The organism is Bacteroides neonati (assembly GCF_000499785.1).
Taxonomy (GTDB): domain Bacteria; phylum Bacteroidota; class Bacteroidia; order Bacteroidales; family Bacteroidaceae; genus Bacteroides; species Bacteroides neonati.
In genome coordinates this window covers 162,059-179,368 of sequence record NZ_HG726026.1, presented here as the reverse complement: position 1 = coordinate 179,368, position 17,310 = coordinate 162,059, and the positions used below count along the sequence as shown (strand labels likewise).

12 protein-coding genes are annotated in these 17,310 nt (G+C 46.4%); 3 read left to right on the top strand and 9 right to left on the bottom strand.

What is annotated here, in order from left to right; all coding sequences use genetic code 11:
* Positions 1-178: 178 nt before the first annotated feature.
* Complete coding sequence (galB, locus tag TY03_RS18200; RefSeq protein ID WP_394330900.1) at positions 179-2,650, bottom strand: beta-galactosidase GalB; 2,472 nt, start codon at positions 2,648-2,650, stop codon at positions 179-181.
* Positions 2,651-3,060: 410 nt separating this feature from the next.
* Positions 3,061-4,422 carry a DUF3943 domain-containing protein gene (locus TY03_RS18195; protein WP_042372553.1) on the bottom strand — a complete coding sequence of 454 codons (1,362 nt, stop codon included), beginning with the start codon at positions 4,420-4,422 and terminating at the stop codon, positions 3,061-3,063.
* A gap of 205 nt (positions 4,423-4,627) precedes the next feature.
* On the opposite strand from TY03_RS18195, the gene TY03_RS18190 reads away from it, so the two are divergent.
* Positions 4,628-5,101 (top strand): alanyl-tRNA editing protein, encoded by a 474-nt coding sequence (locus TY03_RS18190; RefSeq protein ID WP_042372728.1) that lies wholly within the window; start codon positions 4,628-4,630, stop codon positions 5,099-5,101.
* 230 nt (positions 5,102-5,331) lie between these two features.
* Positions 5,332-5,760, top strand: coding sequence for an Hsp20/alpha crystallin family protein (locus TY03_RS18185; RefSeq protein ID WP_042372550.1), 429 nt, complete (start codon positions 5,332-5,334; stop codon positions 5,758-5,760).
* A gap of 53 nt (positions 5,761-5,813) precedes the next feature.
* Here TY03_RS18185 and TY03_RS18180 read toward each other — a convergent pair whose 3' ends face one another.
* From TY03_RS18180 to TY03_RS18160, 5 genes are read right to left on the bottom strand one after another with little or no spacing between them, the layout of a single operon-like run.
* Positions 5,814-6,932: an ABC transporter permease gene (locus TY03_RS18180; protein ID WP_042372547.1), complete on the bottom strand. Its 1,119-nt coding sequence runs from the start codon at positions 6,930-6,932 to the stop codon at positions 5,814-5,816.
* The gene (locus tag TY03_RS18175) at positions 6,929-8,032 is read right to left on the bottom strand and encodes an ABC transporter permease (protein ID WP_042372546.1); all 1,104 of its coding nucleotides are present in this window, start codon (positions 8,030-8,032) and stop codon (positions 6,929-6,931) included. Before TY03_RS18175 ends, TY03_RS18180 begins: the two co-directional genes overlap by 4 nt.
* Positions 8,033-8,034: 2 nt before the next feature.
* A complete protein-coding gene (locus TY03_RS18170) occupies positions 8,035-9,504 on the bottom strand; it encodes an ATP-binding cassette domain-containing protein (protein WP_042372545.1) in 1,470 nt (489 codons plus the stop codon).
* Positions 9,501-10,403 carry an HlyD family secretion protein gene (locus tag TY03_RS18165; protein ID WP_042372544.1) on the bottom strand — a complete coding sequence of 301 codons (903 nt, stop codon included), beginning with the start codon at positions 10,401-10,403 and terminating at the stop codon, positions 9,501-9,503. The genes TY03_RS18170 and TY03_RS18165 overlap by 4 nt, the downstream gene beginning before the upstream one ends.
* 13 nt (positions 10,404-10,416) lie before the next feature.
* Positions 10,417-11,676, bottom strand: coding sequence for a TolC family protein (locus TY03_RS18160; RefSeq protein WP_042372726.1), 1,260 nt, complete (start codon positions 11,674-11,676; stop codon positions 10,417-10,419).
* A 125-nt stretch (positions 11,677-11,801) separates the two neighbouring features.
* On the opposite strand from TY03_RS18160, the gene TY03_RS18155 reads away from it, so the two are divergent.
* Positions 11,802-13,679, top strand: coding sequence for a fimbrillin family protein (locus tag TY03_RS18155; RefSeq protein ID WP_042372724.1), 1,878 nt, complete (start codon positions 11,802-11,804; stop codon positions 13,677-13,679).
* A 71-nt stretch (positions 13,680-13,750) separates the two neighbouring features.
* Here the strand turns inward: TY03_RS18155 and TY03_RS18150 are convergent, their stop codons facing one another.
* Positions 13,751-14,956 (bottom strand): cyclically-permuted mutarotase family protein, encoded by a 1,206-nt coding sequence (locus tag TY03_RS18150; protein ID WP_042372722.1) that lies wholly within the window; start codon positions 14,954-14,956, stop codon positions 13,751-13,753.
* A 12-nt stretch (positions 14,957-14,968) separates the two neighbouring features.
* The gene (locus TY03_RS18145) at positions 14,969-17,293 is read right to left on the bottom strand and encodes a glycoside hydrolase family 20 protein (RefSeq protein WP_042372720.1); all 2,325 of its coding nucleotides are present in this window, start codon (positions 17,291-17,293) and stop codon (positions 14,969-14,971) included.
* Between the last annotated feature and the right edge of the window lie 17 nt (positions 17,294-17,310).

Here is a 17,310-nt window from a genome sequence, read left to right as displayed (position 1 = left end):
TTGCACTGTGTTTTTCATAGTATTAGATTTAAGGTTAACAAAGGTTGGAGCAAGGCGTTGCTCCTTTTTTTTGCCCATAAGTCAGCTACGACAAAGAAAAGCGCCTGTGGAAGAGGTTCCACAAGCGCCTGAGCTATTCATTATCAAGAGAGATTCTCCGCTATCCGAAGAGCGGGCTTTACTTACTCTCTATTGTCATTACTCCTTTCTTTAACCCTTTGGCTGTTGCCTCCAGCGTAATTTTTCCACCTTTTTCGGTCGATTGCACAATGGCGGTCATCATGCCACTGAATACTTTCATCTTCGGTGTTTGGAACGATTCCAACGAGGCGGGGTTTCCGTTTGCTCCTGCCCGATAGCTTCCTTCGCCTTTCACCTTGAAGCTGATCTCATTCGAGGCATTCGGACAAAGGTTACCATGCTTGTCGACTACCTTTACGGTAAAGAACGAAAGGTCTTTGCCATCGGCTGCAATCACGCTGCGATCGGGTATCAACTCGATATGATCGGGTTTTCCGGCGGTATGCACCTCTGTCTCGGCTACTGCTTTACCGTCTTTGTCGTAAGCAACCACTTTGACTGTGCCCGGTTCGTACTTCGTATCCATCCACATCAGGCGATAGCGTTTCTGACGTTTGAGTTGAGCTACCGAAAGGGAGTCGCCGCTGTTGTTTACGTTGACAGAAAGATCTTTGGTACGTTTTCCCTGACTCTTGCCATTGATGAAAAGCTCTGCGCTGGGGTGGTTGGTGTACACAAACACGGGGGTTACCTGACCTTCGCGACCTTCCCAGTTCCAGTGAGGCAGGATGTGCAAGGTCTCTTCGTCCTTGTTCCAATGGCTGCGATAGAGGTAATAACGGTCTTTGGGCAAGCCTGCCAGGTCGATGATACCGAACAGAGAAGAGTGGCTGGGCCAGTTGGTATAATACGGTGTGGGTTCGCCCAGATAATCAAAGCCTGTCCATACAAATTCGCCGATGCAGTAAGGCAGGTCTTCGTGCTGAATGAAATCGTCTTCGGGCAGGTTCGACCATCCACAGTGTTCTACGTCGTACGAAGAGGATTGATGATCGTCATATTTCTGCATAGACAGACGGGCAACGGGGAATTTATAAACCCCACGCGAGCTAACCGTAGAGGCGGTTTCGCTACCGAGAATAATCTGCTGAGGCAGCTTCTTATAGTTTTCCTGATATTTATGAGGGCGATAGTTGAATCCGGCTACGTCCATGATGGCCGCCATGTTGTTGTTTACAACTGCATCGGGAGCATCCATACCCTGTGTAACGGGGCGTGTAGGGTCTTCGCGGTGACAGATGTCTTGCAGATAGCGAGAGAGTTTCGGACCGCGATCACCGTTCCATTGGTCGGGCACTTCGTTGCCGATGCACCACATCACCACACTCGGGTTGTTGCGGTAGTTATGTATCAGGTTCACCAAGTCCTTCTCTGCCCATTCGTCAAACACCTTGTGGTAACCGTTCTGCAACTTCGCGCCCTTCCATTCGTCGAATGATTCGGCCATAACCATCATACCCATCTCATCGCAGGCACGAATCAGCTCGGGGGCTGGCATATTGTGCGAGGTACGGATGGCATTACAACCCATCTCTTTAAGAATACGGATTTGGCGACGGATGCCTGCATCATTGGCAATTCCACCCAAGGGGCCTAAGTCGTGGTGATTGCACACGCCTTTGAATACGGTTTTCTTTCCGTTGAGGAAGAAGCCCTCGTTGGGAATAATTTCGATGGTACGAATACCGAAAGAGGTTGTATATTCGTCTTTCAGCGTATTGCCTTCGTACACTTTAGATACGGCGGTATAGAGTGTTGGCGATTCGGGGCTCCACAAAGCAGGGCGTTCAACCACCAGCGTCTGGTCAAAGCGATTGTCGTCGAACGCAGTTCCTTTCTGCTCGTTCGTAGCCAGTACCTTGCCGGCTTTATCGGTAATTTGGGTAACAATGCGGTAGGCATCAAAGCTCTTTCCGGCGGGTACGACAAACGATGTTTTCAGATCTACCTTGGCATAGTCGGCTTTCACCACGGGCGTAGTCAACTGGGTTCCCCAAGTAGGTATGTGAGCCTCTTCGTTGATGATAAGGTGCACATTGCGGTACAACCCTGCTCCGGGATACCAGCGCGACGACTCGGTATCGTTTTCCAAACGAACAGCCAGTGAGTTCTTCTCTCCCACTTTCAAATAAGGGGTGGCATCGATCTGGAAGCTGTTGTAACCGTAGGGCCAGTAACCGGCCTCTTGCCCATTGATGTAAACACGTGCATGGCTCATCGCACCGTCGAACAGTAAGGTAGCCTTTTTGCCTTTGGCAAATTGTGGCGCTTCAAAATCGAGGCGATACCATCCCACACCAACAAAGGGCAGGCCACCGGTACGGCCGGCATGCTCCATGGCTTCCTTCTGACCATCTTGCGTGATAGCCACATTCTGCTTGTCGTTGTGAATACTGAAAGGCCCGTAAATAGCCCAATCGTGAGGAATGGTAACAGACTGCCATTGGCTGACATCGCATGCGGGGCGACTAAAAGACTCGCTGTCTTGACGAGTAAACTTCCAATCTTTTTCAAATGTCTGCGTGGTTCGTACTTGTGCTTGTAGCAACAAAAAAACAGGAGATAACATTAGCCATACAAAAGCTAACTCTACTCTTTTCATCATAAGTGTAATTCTATTATTGTGTTATTCACTAAAAAGGCCTTTAAAATGCCTGATACAAAATTAGTGAATTATTTAATAAGTCTACCCTCATTTTTGTGAAAGAATGTAATTTACTCACCTTTCGCAACTTCAACTTGCAGGTTTTTAATCTGTTGGTTTCAGAGATATCGTTTATCTATTCGGGGCTACTAAAAAAAACGCCAAGAATGAACACAGAAAACCTCGCGGTCTTTTTTAAAAAGCTCGCGGGATAATTGAAAAAGACGGCGGCCTTTTTCAATTATTCCGCCGTCTTTATTTGCATACCTCAAAAGGTGATATGGGACGGTTCATAATACGATTGTTCCTTGTATGGAGAATCCTATTCCGAAGCGTCATTTTTCGGGAAGCTGAAAGTGATAACCTACCTTCAACGTGAGTTCGTAAGTAGAATAATCCACGTCCGGACGGGCTTTATACCGGTTCGAACGACGAATATACGCTGGCACGAGATACAGGTTCCAGCCGCTTTTTGACTGATACCCCAAAGCAGTCTCCCACTCGATAAAGCTCACCGAACCCTTATCGCCCTGCACATCCAGTTTGGTAAGGTTCTCTTCGTAGAGATTTCTGTCGGGGGCATAGCCTTTCCACGTATAAAGCTGATAATAGTCCAGCGTCGATTGAACCCGCAATCCGTTTCTCTCGTTTGCCACGCTCCAATCCAGCCGGGTACTGAACCCACTTCCGAAACTATAATCGCGGTTCACCACCCAATAGTAGTCAGAGGCACTTGCTCCCAGCCCTACGGCAGTCAGGAAAAACTTACCTTGCATACGCGTATCATCCTCCCACTTACGGTCGTATTGAACTCCCGCCCCCAAAGCAGCTACCTGAGCCATCCGATAGGGCGTTTGGCGATATACTTTGCCCGGCGAATCGAGGTAATCGAAATGCTGATACACGCCCCAATCAAGGACCTTCGTATCGGTTTCTTTGAGCATTTGATGCCAAAGCAACGCGATCAGGTGAAAGCGATTGATGTAGATGCGGTTGCTTCCGATGTTCAGCCGGGCATCGAGTTCAAACCAATCGTATGGTTTCTCGCACTCCGTTCGGGTAGGATTATAGGTAAGTTGAGCCCCCAGTTGCATATAAGGAGTGTAGTGGCTGTTCGTTTCCGGCTTCAGCAGCTGACATCCGAGACTGAAGTTGGCGGTTACGGGAGTGTTGTCTCTACACCTGTCCGAGCGGTTGAACAGTCTGTGATAGAGCCTCCACGCAACCTCTCCGATGGCTGCACCGCCCACCGTGGTACTGATAAGGTCGTTGAGAGAGGGTTGCTCGTTCTCCATGATATACTCCCACATCAAACTTCCGGCACAGGTGAAAGGAACAGATTCGTAAAAGCCAAAGCCGTTGACACGTGCCATCTGATAATACAAAGCACCGTGACAGGGATGAAGAAAGGTATTGGTACCGAACAAATCATTGTCCCACACAAAGCCGCTATGCAGGTTGGTTTGCATGGTGTTAGCGTTGATCTTTGAGAAGTCCGACCTCCAGATAAACCGATCTATGCCCCAAACAGCCAGATTGACCCCAACGACTCCGGCAAGCGAGCAACCCGTCTTTTTGAGAAACGACACAGAACGAGGCAACCGAACAATGGAATCAGCTTCGGCTACCTGTGCAGATACGCTTAGAGGATATCCGCACAGAAGATAAAAAAGAGCGGTCAGCAGTATCGTTTTCATCTGTCATCTTCTCAATAATGATGCTTTTCAACAATGAAAACAGCCGATTGGTTCATCCGGATAGCACGCTCTTTGCCGACTTTTTTTGCACTCGTACAACCAGAATGCGATGTCGATCGGACTTGTTCCTACTCATTATTATTGGCTTCGACATGGGGTTTCGGGAATTATCTTCTATATTTGCGACACAAAAAACAACTGTATCATGGAACAACAACCCCAACTCAACGACCACAACAAACAAGAGTACCCACCGATGCACTCGGCCGAGCACATACTCAACGCTACGATGGTGAAAATCTTCGGGTGTCCTCGTTCACGCAATGCGCACATCGAACGCAAAAAGAGCAAATGCGATTACCAGCTTGCCTCCTGCCCCACTGACGAACAGATACGGGCTATTGAAAGCCAAGTAAACGAAGTGATCGGGCAGCACCTGCCTGTTAGCTCAACGTTTATGACGCAACAAGAAGCCGCCCGGATTGTCGACCTCAGCAAGCTACCCGATGATGCAAGTGAGATGCTCCGCATTGTTCGCATAGGCGATTACGATGCTTGCGCCTGCATCGGGCAGCACGTGAACAATACGTCGGAAATAGGAACATTCAAAATTATCAGTTCGGATTATAACGAGGAAAAACAGGTATTGCGCCTTCGCTTCAAGCTTATAGAAAGCTGAAACAAAACGTAAAAGAATATCTATCTTTATTAAATTTAGGAAAAACAGCATACAAACTGACAGCTCAAGAGACCATTTGACACTCGAAAATGACAAATAGTCAACCGAATAAGGAGAAACCGCGTTGGCATATCGTTTGCTGTTTTATAAGTGAACAACGGTTCCGGAAACGGAATGAAAATGATTCTATTTAACCTAAATGTTTAATTAAAAGATAGGAGATTTAAATTATGATGCCTGTTAGAAGAACTCAGAATTGGTTACCTGGTATTTTTAATGATTTCTTGGAAAACGAATGGATGACAAGAGCAAATGCAACCGCACCTGCTATCAATGTAATTGAATCGGAGAAAAGTTATAAAGTAGAATTGGCTGCTCCGGGCATGATGAAAGAGGACTTTAGTATTCGTATTGACGAAGACAACAACCTCGTAATCAGCATGGAGAAGAAGAGTGAGAAGAAGGAAGAGAAGAAAGAGGATCGCTACCTGCGTCGCGAGTTCTCGTACACCAAGTTCCAGCAAACCATGATTCTGCCCGATAATGTGGACAAAGACAAGATATCGGCACAAGTAGAGCATGGCGTATTGACCATCGAACTACCTAAAATCTCGGAAGAGGAAGCCAAGAAAGCAGAACGACTGATTGAAATCAAATAAATAAAGGTAAAAAGAGAAGAGGTGGATGGCTCGCAAGGCCGTCCATCTCTTTTTTATGTATTCTTCTTATAACTGAGGATGGCCCAGCTATTGAAGAACAGAACGAAAGCCAGCAATGCCAAGAGTTGCGAAAAGAGATCGGCAAATCCGCTTCCTTTGAGATAGACCATTCGCATCACCTGCATAAAGTATTTAAGCGGATTGAAGTAAGTAATCAACTGCCCCCACTCGGGCATGCTGCTGATCGGAGTGAAAAGACCGCTCATCAGAATGAGAATCAACATACAGAACCACATTACGAACATGGCTTGCTGCATAGTCGTTGAGTAATTGGAGATAACAAGCCCCATCCCCGATATGGCAAGTACAAAGAGAATGGCGAAAACGTAAATAACCCCAAAACGACCAACAGGCAAAATGCCGTAGAGCAGCCAAGCCAACCCGAAACAGATGGTAAGCACAAGGAAGCCAATGATCCAATAGGGCAGCAGCTTAGCGAGAATGAACGTAAACTTCGGAACGGGCGTTACGTTGATCTGCTCAATCGTACCCACCTCCTTTTCACTCACAATATTGAGCGCAGGCAGAAAGCCGCAGAGCATCGTTAAGAGCATTACCATCAACGCCGGAATCATAAAGAGCTTATAGTTAAGGTAAGGATTAAATAAATTCTGACTGCTAACCTGTATCGAGGGTACACCCCCCGAAGCACTCGGCAACACAGCAGGTTGTTCGGCACGAAGCTGCGCCGCATAGTCTCGAATAATCTGAACTAAATACGAGCTGCCCAGTCCGCCCTTTGTTCCGTTCACGGCGTTGGCGGCTATCAACACCTGTGGCGAACTGCCATTTGTCCAGTCCTTCTCGAACCCACGGGGTATTTCCAGTATGATGTCGGCCGTTCCCGCTTCTACCGCCTGCAAGCCGACAGCATACGAATCGGGTAGATCCGTCAGACGGAAATAGGTGGAAGCCGCTATTTTATCGACCAATCGCTGCGAGAGGGTCGAATGATCATTGTCGATTATATTCAAGTAGATATTGTGTATCTCCATATTCGCAGCCCAAGGCATGAGAATCATAATCATACAAGGGAAAATAAAAATAAGCCGCGGCAGAAAAGCATTGCGAAGCAACTGCTTAAACTCCTTCTCCATTAAATACTTTATCATTCCAGTCTGTTTTTAAACTTCTTAAAACTAATCAATATCAGCACCACAGCCATGAAGAAGAGAATACCGACTTCGGTCAACACCAAGGAGATGTCGACCCCTTCGATCATCAGTTTACGCACCGCTTGTATATACCAACGGGCAGGCAGAAAGTCGGAAATCACACGCAACGGAAGCGGCATACTCTCGACCGGGAAAATCATACCGCTCAGCAACATCGTAGGCATCATCAAAACCAAACCCGATATGAGCATGGCAGCCACCTGTGTGCGGGTGATAGACGAGATAAGCAACCCCAGTGCCAACGATACGAAGATGAAGAGCAACGATACGCCGATGAGCCACCACAGACTACCCGCCACAGGCACATGAAGCACATAGACCGACAAGAGAAGAATGGTAGCCAGATTCACAAACGAAAGAACGAAATAAGGTACTGCCTTGGCCAGAATAATAAAAAGCGGCTTAACGGGCGAAACCAACAGAATCTCCATCGTGCCCATCTCCTTCTCGCGTACGATAGAGATGGAGGTCATCATGGCACAGATAAGCATCAGAATCAATCCCATCACCCCGGGCACAAAGTTGTAGGCACTCTTCATCTGCGGATTGTAGAGTAGCTTCACTTGGGGAACAATCGTTACGGGTGTCAGTCCGGGCGGAAGCATCTCTTGCTGCACGTCGGCAATAATGCCCGAAGCATAATTGACTTGGGTAGTGGCCATGTTCGGATCGGTGGCATCGACGACCAACTGTATGGAGGCATGCCCCGTATAGAGGTTGTCGGCAAACTGCGTGCCGAACACTACCGCCATATCAACATCTCCCTCGGCAAAGAGCTTCTCCATCTCTTGCGGAGACTGTACACGATGGGTGAGGATAAAATACTCACTGGCATCCAACCGGTCGATCACCTGCCTGCTGATTACATCGTTCGAAGGGTCGAGCACTGCAAGGCGCACATTCTTCACTTCGGTAGTGATGGCGAATCCAAACAAGATAATCTGTACGATGGGCATGCCCAGCAGAATCAACATCGTTCGCCGATCGCGAAAGATATGATAGAACTCTTTCCGGACAAAGGCAATCAGTTGTTTCATGGTTAGTCGGCTTTACGTAAGGCTTTGCGAGCCAGTTGTTGAAATACATCATCCATGCCCTTTGCACCGAACCGTTCTTTCAAACGATCAGGCGTGTCGAGTGCTTCGATACAACCATCAACCATGATGGAAACACGGTTACAATACTCGGCCTCGTCCATGTAGTGCGTGGTTACGAATACGGTAATCCCCCGATCGGCTGCCTGATAGATCAGTTCCCAGAACTGACGCCGGGTAGCAGGATCGACCCCACCCGTTGGTTCGTCCAAGAAGACGATTCTGGGTTCGTGGAAAATAGAAACGGAGAATGCCAACTTTTGCTTCCACCCCAACGGTAAGCTCTTGACCAAGGTATTGCGCTCGCTCATAAAGCCCAAACGTTCCAGCAATTCGTTGGTCTTGGTGGCTATCTCCTTGTCTTTCATACCATAGATTCCGGCAAACAGGCGGATGTTTTCCCATACTTTCAGGTCTTCGTAGAGCGAGAACTTCTGGCTCATATAGCCAATGTTCTTCTTTACCTCCTCAGGCTCGGTGGAGATATCGAAACCGGCTACCTTGCCCGTGCCCGAAGTCGGTTTGCTCAATCCGCACAGCATCCGCATAGCGGTGGTCTTGCCTGCTCCATTCGCACCGAGAAAACCGAATATCTCGCCTTTATGAACTTGAAAAGAGATGTGATTGACCGCTGTAAAGGTTCCGAATGTTTTGGTGAGCCCGTTTACTTCGATCACATCATCGCTCTTCCGGTTCGACTCTTCGCGCGTTAACGCGGGCGGACAGAGCACAGAGGCAAATTGTTGCAAAATACGTTCAGGCGTATCAATGCCATGAATGATACCGTCGTTGATAAAGGCAATGCGGTCGCACCGGCGAGCCTCATCCATAATCGGTGTAGAGGCAACGATGGTGATTCCCTGCTCTTTGAGGCGCTGCAACATCTCCCATAGCTCTTTACGCGATACGGGGTCGACACCTGTGGTGGGCTCGTCGAGGAACAGGATATCGGGCTTATGAATCAGGGCACAACAGAGAGCGAGCTTTTGCTTCATTCCGCCCGACAGTGCTCCGGCACGCCGTTTGCGAAAAGGCTCTATCTGCCGGTAGATGTCTTTGACCAGTTCGTAGTTCTCCTTGACCGTTGTATGAAAAACGGTAGCAAAGAAAGCCAGATTCTCTTCGACAGTGAGGTCTTGATAGAGCGAAAAACGTCCCGGCATATATCCTACCCGGTGGCGAATCTCCTTGAAGCCGCTTTTTACATCCCATCCGCCAACGGTGGCTGTACCGCTATCGGCCAGCAACAAGGTGGTAAGAATACGAAAGAGCGTACTCTTACCTGCTCCGTCGGGACCGATCAGTCCGAAGAGTTCGCCCGGCTTCACCGAAAAAGAAACACCTTTCAGTGCCTCGGTCTTTCCATACCGTTTCATGATGTTGTTAACAACAACTGCTTCTTTCTTGCTATTCATTTGTTAAAGGTTACTCCACCATACATACCGATTTTAAGTAATCCGTCGTTCTCAACGGCTATCTTTACAGCATACACCAAGTTGGCGCGTTCGTCTTTGGTTAGAATAGTCTTGGGCGTGAATTCCGAACGATCCGATATCCACGTAAGCACACCCGGATAGGTAGTATGCCGGTCGGTTCCGTAATCGGCATAAACGGTAACAGATTGCCCCAGCTTTACATCGGCCAACTGCTCGGAGGTGATGTAAGCACGCAAATAAAGTTGCTGCATATCGGCTACCTTGAACAGCGGTTTGCCTATAGATGCCAGTTCGCCCGCCTCGGCATACTTAGCCAATACCGTACCGTCAATAGGCGAAACAAGGTGGCATTTGGCCAACTGATCTGCTACCTGTGCCACCTGTATGCCCACCGAAGAGCCTTGCTCAGTCAAGCTGTTGGTACTGTGTTGCAACGAAGACTGCTGGGCAGCTAATTGTTTGGTAAGCAAAGCGATCTGTGCCTCCCAGTCATCTAATTGCTTTTGATTGGCAGCTCCTGCTTTGAGTAAGTTCTCGACACGTTTCTTTTCGCGCTCGGCAGTAACAATTTGTTGCTGAACGGCTGCTATTTGTTTCTTCAGGTCGGGACGTTGACTTTCAACCGACTTCATGCTGGCTTGTAGTTGCAACTGTTTCAAGTAGAGTTGCACGGTATCGATAAGTCCCACCTTTTGTCCTGCTTTCAGTACCTCGCCCTCTTCTATACCCAACCGTAAGATACGTCCCGCAGCCTCCGACGAGACAAGTACCTCGGTCGCTTCGAACGTGCCGGTAGCGTCATAGCGGGGAGATTTGTTTCCGCAGGCAAAGACCAATAGCAGGCCTGCAATGAATACTGTGATTCGAATGAGTTTCATAATCGGTAGGTATTTAATGATTAGTGATATAGTTTAGCTTACGAATGTTCATCAGCAACTGAATTTCGTGCAGTGCTTTGGTTTGCCGAGCCATATTCTCTGCCGTAATCTCGCGTAGCATCTCAGTTACCGTCAATGTACCGTTGGCTACTTTGGCCTCGGCTGCTTGACGAATGTTGGTTCGAAGGCGGATAATTTCGTTATCGTCTTGCATCTGTTTGCGCATGGAAGCAATCGCATTGTTTTGTTGCGTTAGCTGAAGTTGCGTATTGAAAAGAAACACCTCCTGATTGTTCTGAACCTGCAAACGAGTAGTCTCGATCAAGCGCTTATCATTGCGTAGGGTATACAAGCTGCCAAAGTTCCAGGAAAGACGAACACCTGCTATGTAGAAGGGAGTCCATTCATTCTTCAGCATATTCAGCCCCGGATTGCCGTAAGCTCCCTGAATAAAAAACCCCAAATGGGGTAAGCTGCGTGCCATCAAGCTTTCCTTCTGTACTTGCAGCCTGCGTTCCTGTGCAGCAAACCAATTGAGTTCGGGGCGTAAGATCTGTTGTTCGTTCGACCCGCTACCCATATCCAGGGGTTTTATCAACGTAACATCAGGCGCCAACTCTTCACCAATCATCAATGACAGCATCTGAAGATAAGCCACTCGGGTAGCTGTCAACTCTATTCGTTTCTGCCGCGCATCCAGCAGATTCACCTGTACTGCATCAAGATCGCTTTGATTGGCAATGCCATTGGCTACGTAAGCAGCGATCTGCTTCAGGTTGCGCTCCAACTCATCTTGCAACAACTGGTTCTGGTTCAACTGTTCGCCCAACAACAAGGTACCGAAGTAAAGCTGATCGACTCGTTCATTGAGTGTGTACATATCCACAGCAAGGCGTTCTCGATCCACCTCAGAGGCAGCTTTCATTCCGGCTTTGGCTTTGCGTATCTCCCCTCCGTCCCAAAGATTTTGCCGGAGTTCCAACATCACCTGATACTGCTCTTTAGGCAGTGCCTTCATGTTTACCCCCGGTATTGATACCGGAAGCTCTGTTACTTCGCTTTGGTAGGTTGCCTTGGCTGAAAGAGCAAACTGTGGCAGGTAGCCTTTCGAAGCATTATCCAGATTATATTCTTTGGCCTGTTGTATCAAGTCGTACTGCCTCATCAACGGATAGTTCTCCTGTGCTTTTTGCAAACAATGCTCCAAGGTAACTTGTCCGTATATCTCATATACAAACAGAAAATAAGAAAGGAAAAACAATATTCTTTTCATAAGCATCGATTTAATATACATTCGATGCACAAAGATATATATTATGATTCGATTTTTTAAGAAAAATAGCCTATCTTCGTAAAACATTAGTTTAGAGGCAAATTCAACTAAATAATATGATTTCTATGAAACACGTACAAACTACATGCTTGAAGGCATCAAGCATTGTTCTCGCTCTTTTTCTCTCAACATCTTGTGTCAATAACATTCAAGAAGAAGAAGACTTCCCTTTAACTCCGGGTACTATTCCGATTCAAATTTCAGCTCAGATTTTATTGATGCAAACACGTGTCGCAAACAATGAGTTCGAAACTGATGATCAGATCGGTCTTTTCGTTTTACCCGAATCGAAAGATTTAAGTGATAAACGATACGTAGATAATATGCGATTTACATTGAAAGAAGCAATTTTTGAACCCGACGAGCCCATCTATTATCCCAGTGGTGATGGTAAATATGACTTCACGGGTTATTACCCGTATCAGCCAAACGCTATTGCCCCTAACCAAAGTAACATACAAGTTTCGGTTAGCCCGGAGCAGAACACGAATGTAGGCTACAGCCTGTCGGACTTTATGGTTGCCAAAACAACAGGAGTCATCCCAAGCAACAAAAGCGTTAACCTCACACTCGAACACAAAATGTGCCAAGTGCGAGTCTCGATTCAATTAACAGAAGATGAAGATATAAATGCATTGAAACAAAACGCTTCTATCGTATTCAACAACACCTTCACCCGGGCTACTTACAATTTTACCAATAATACTTTCTCATCACCAAACACTCCACAAAACATTCTAACGAATGGCGAATGGATTATTGACGAAGCAACGCATAAACTAACGGGTAAGAAAGCATTGCTCATTCCACAAGAAATAGGTAATGGCAAACTTACGCTACGGGTGCAGGGAAAAAGCTACTCCCTACCTTTTCCCAATGATATGGAAATAGCGAGCGGATATAGTTGCGAATTACTGTTGAAGTTTAGCTCTAAAACGGGAGTTAATGGAATTTTTCCCAGCATTGGCGAATGGCAGGAAGGAAGTCAAAGCGAAGGAACGCTCGAAGAAGATCAAGACGAGGGAGTGATTCTCTTAACGGACTTCAACTTTGAACAGAGTAATGTATATAACATCACCAATGCTTCCGGCATTGCTCTGGCAGAGGTATGCAAAGAATATCTATTAGGCGAAGGTATCAATGCGCAAGCTATTGTTCTCTATCCGATCGGTTCACAGGATGGTACTGTACTCCAACTCCTCAACGCAACAGGCAACGTACACGGCGGAACCGTTTCGTGGAATACAGAAACAAATTCCTTCATATATACTTCCGGTATTGACGAAGCCATTACCACACTCTATGCCGATGCAGAAAGCAACATCGTACTTACACCACCCGAAAACAGACAAAGTGTTTCATTGCGTCCCACTGTTTTAACAGACAGCAAAGGAACAGAAAGATTTATCTATCCAACCGTAAAGATAGGTACCCAATACTGGATGCGCGAAAATCTAAAAACAACCAAATACAATGATGGAGGAACTATCAACCTAATAACCAATATGACAGTGAGTACTGCCGGGTATTATCTCAAAGAAGATAATTTATTCTACAACAAAGCGGCTGTTTCTAAAGGAACAATGGCACCTTCCGGATGGAAAATACCGAATAATGGCGATTGCGAAAAGCTTAAAAGCTATATAAAAAATAATACTGCTGCACTCAAAATGGGAAGCTCATGGGAAAGTTCTGCAAGCAGCCATACACCCAACAACTTATCGGGATTTAGTGGAAAGCCGGTCGGTTTCTTCAATAAAGTTACAAATAAGAATACAAGTATTTATAGCTTTAAAAATCAATTTACAGTATTCTGGTATGCAGAAGGAACCCTCACAAACTTTACAGGAGGTGGGTTCTCTCTACTTTACAACAACAATGAGATAAGAATGATAGAGAGTAATGACTATGCCGGTTACTCCATACGCTACCTTAGAGAATAAATGAAAGAGAGGCGAATGTTACTGTCCATTGAAGTAACATTCGCCTCTCTTTCGTTTACTGATATAAGTTTTTAATAAGAACGGATGATCAACTTATTTATTTCAGGGGTACGAACTCCGGGCTTTAGCTCTCCGCAAATGGAAAATAACGTATCGTTACAGCCCACTAAAGCAGCTCCGGCACGAGCCAGCGAAGTACTTTGAGATACCTCCGTCCAAGAGTCGCGAAGCACGTTATAGAGAAGCACCTTATCGTTGAAACAATACCAATCGGCCGGACGAGATAGATAAACACTGTCTACAGCTTTGAGGCTGTCAATCTGTTTGGTGCATTGAGCCGCTTTCGCTTTTTGAAGCATTTCTCCCCGCCTAAGTGCAGATAAAAAGATACGTTTATTGACCCCTCCGGTACAGATTATTAAACTATCGTTTAACGAAACAGCACCGCCGCCACCTAACGAAACAGATACAGAGTCGCTTCCCGTAGGCGTTGCAAGCTGTTTCCAACTACGTTCAGCAATTGAATAAGCATACCCGTCTGTCGACAATGTAGCCCGAACACCGTCCACCGAGGGAGCAAAACCTCCCCACATATAAATGCTTCCACCCTTAGCAGATTGTGCTGCACAAACAGGCTGAATTCTGGGGTCGCCGGGAAAAGAGGATTCTTGCAACCAGCCTTCATTTAGATGGGATAACTCTGCCGATAAAAGGGAACAAGAGGGCTTTCCTTCTACATTGCCACCTATCAGAAAGAGTCTTTCGCCCACTACAACACCCGCCATATTATCTATAGCAAAAGGTAGTGAATGTAGTGTATCCATAATAACCGATTGTTTATCCTTGCTTAGACGCAGCCGATATACCGAAGAGAGCGATCCCTCTTCGTTCATTCCACCGGCAAAGATCAAACCTCCGGGAATAGGTATGGAAACACCATAGGCGGCAGCTACAGGCAGCTCTCCTACTTTTCTCCAATGGAAAACAGAGTCGACATTGCGATTGGCTACGTAAATACCTTTATAATATCTCTTCTTCCCACCTGCCGTTAAAGGTAGATCGGGAAAATTACATCCACCCGCTACCAATAGCAGATCATCAATAGCACCTGCATAACAAGCCGAAACCCCTGATGCAAAACCGGGTTCTGCATCAGGGATTCCTATCATTTCTTGTATACTGATCGGTTGCGTAAGCAGTGTTGCTTGTCGGGAGTTGCACGAAGCAATCAACCCGACAAGTATACAAAGGAAAAACCAAACAGTTGTCCTTACCACTGTATGCAACAATTAGTTTACAGTAATCTCATCGACAAACAAGAAGCCGGGCTTACCCATACCACCGTGCCAATCGGGAATAGACTGTTCGGACAATGCCACCACTTTCACGTAGCGTGCTTTTACGGGAGAAAATGTCAGTTTATGATTGTAAATGCCGTTGCGGTCTGCTGCCGTCATAGCCGGATAATCCTCTGAAGCCACTTTGGTAAAGCTCTTGCCATCTTCCGATATCTCTATCGACAAGCCTCTGGCATCAAATACCCAATCACCTTTCTCCACACAAGTCGAAATCTCTACACTAGCTATTTCGGTTGGCTGCTGCATATCAATTGTAACATCCATATCGTTCTTGTAAAAAGCAATCCAGCGACCAGTCTTATAATTTCCATTACCCTTAAGGCCATCTACTAAAGTAGGGGCACCATTAAACTCATATTGTTTATTTATGGGCTGATTGGCAACAATCGACTTCATACTTGATTTGCTGAACACAACCTTCTCAGAAACGATACGGCTATTACCTGCCGAACGTATAGCAACCGCCTGCAACGTTCCGTTTTCCTTTATCTTCAAAATGCTATCGCATACCGGTGAGGAAGCAGTAGGCTCTGTACCATCTAACGTATAGTGAATAGGAGCGCCATCAAGTGTCGATAGTTTTACATCGAGCGTACCATCTACCGGATTTGGGTTGAACTCGGCTGTCACATCAAATACGTGTTTAGCATAGTTATAACCTTCGGCGTTGTAAAGCTCAATCAAGCGAGGCAGGCGCTTCAAGAAGTCCTGATAGTTTTTCTTAGCAGGCATGGTCCATTGAATTTCGCTCAAAGCAGCCCAACGAGGCAATGCCATGTATTGCACCTGCGCAAAGGTAGGCATATACTCAGTCCAGTGATTGGCTTGTACACCTACAATGTATTTCTGCTCTTCGGGAGTCAGAGAAGCAGGCATCGGTTCGTAGCTGTATACTCTCTCCAACGGCAGATAACCACCAATAGCTAAAGGTTCGTTATCCACATCTTTCGTCTGATAATAATCAAAATACAGATATGTATTCGGAGTCATCAACACATCGTGTTTCTGCTTGGCAGCTTCAATACCACCGGCTTCACCACGCCATGACATAACGGTTGCATTAGGAGCCAATCCACCTTCGAGAATCTCATCCCAACCGATAATCTGACGACCGTGTTCGTTGAGGAACTTCTCTGCATGGTTAATAATGACGCTCTGCAAACGCTCTTCTTTCGAGTGCTTATCATCCGATTTCAAACCCAGAGATTTGATACGAGCCTGACATTTAGGACACTTTTCCCATTGTGTTTTCGGACATTCGTCGCCACCAATATGAATATAACTGGATGGGAATATTTCCATCACTTCAGTCAGCACATCATCGATAAAGGTCAACGTACTGTCATTGCCTGCACAAAGCACATTATCCGATATACCCCATTCTCTCCATACTTCGTACGGTCCGCCGGTACAGCCAAGGTGAGGATAAGCAGCCAATGCAGCCTGCATATGTCCCGGAAGATCTATCTCAGGAATAACGGTAACATATCGTTGAGCAGCATACTCAACAATTTCCTTAGCTTGCTCCTGCGTGTAAAATCCACCGTAAGGTATTCCGTCATATTTGCCGGAATTACGTCCGATCACCGTCTCTGTTCTTTTCGAACCGATTTCTGTCAGCTTCGGATACTTCTTTATCTCCAAACGCCAGCCTTGATCTTCGGTAAGATGCCAGTGCATACGATTCATATTATGCAACGTCATCATATCGATGAATGACTTCACTTCGTCTACCGTAAAGAAGTGACGAGCTACGTCAAGGTGCACCCCACGATATCCAAAACGAGGATAATCGTTGATCTCTGCTGCGGGCAATGAGATTTGTGCACCCACTGCTACCGGAATTGATTTGCGCAGTGTCTGAATACCATAAAATACACCTGCTTCGCTAGGTGCAGCAATGGTAACACCTTCACTGCCTACTTTGAGTTGATAAGCCTCCGGATTTTCCGACTGCAGACCCAATTGAAGCACAATGGCATTCTTCCCTTCAGTTCCCGTTTCGATTGCAAAATCTTTTCCTGTAGCTTTCTTCAAATACTCGGCTAAGAAAAGAGCATTTTTATGCATTTTCTCATTTCCTTCAGGATAGATTATTTTCACATCCCCACCCAGTATAAAAGGATTGCTCTGCAATACGGCAATCTCTTGCGGTAAAGGAATCACTTGATAATCGGCAAGCTTTTGCTCCGATTTACAGGAAGCTATAAGCCCCGTTAATGCCAGAAAACCGGCCACTTTAAAAGTTTGTTTCATCATAATAGTTTGATTAA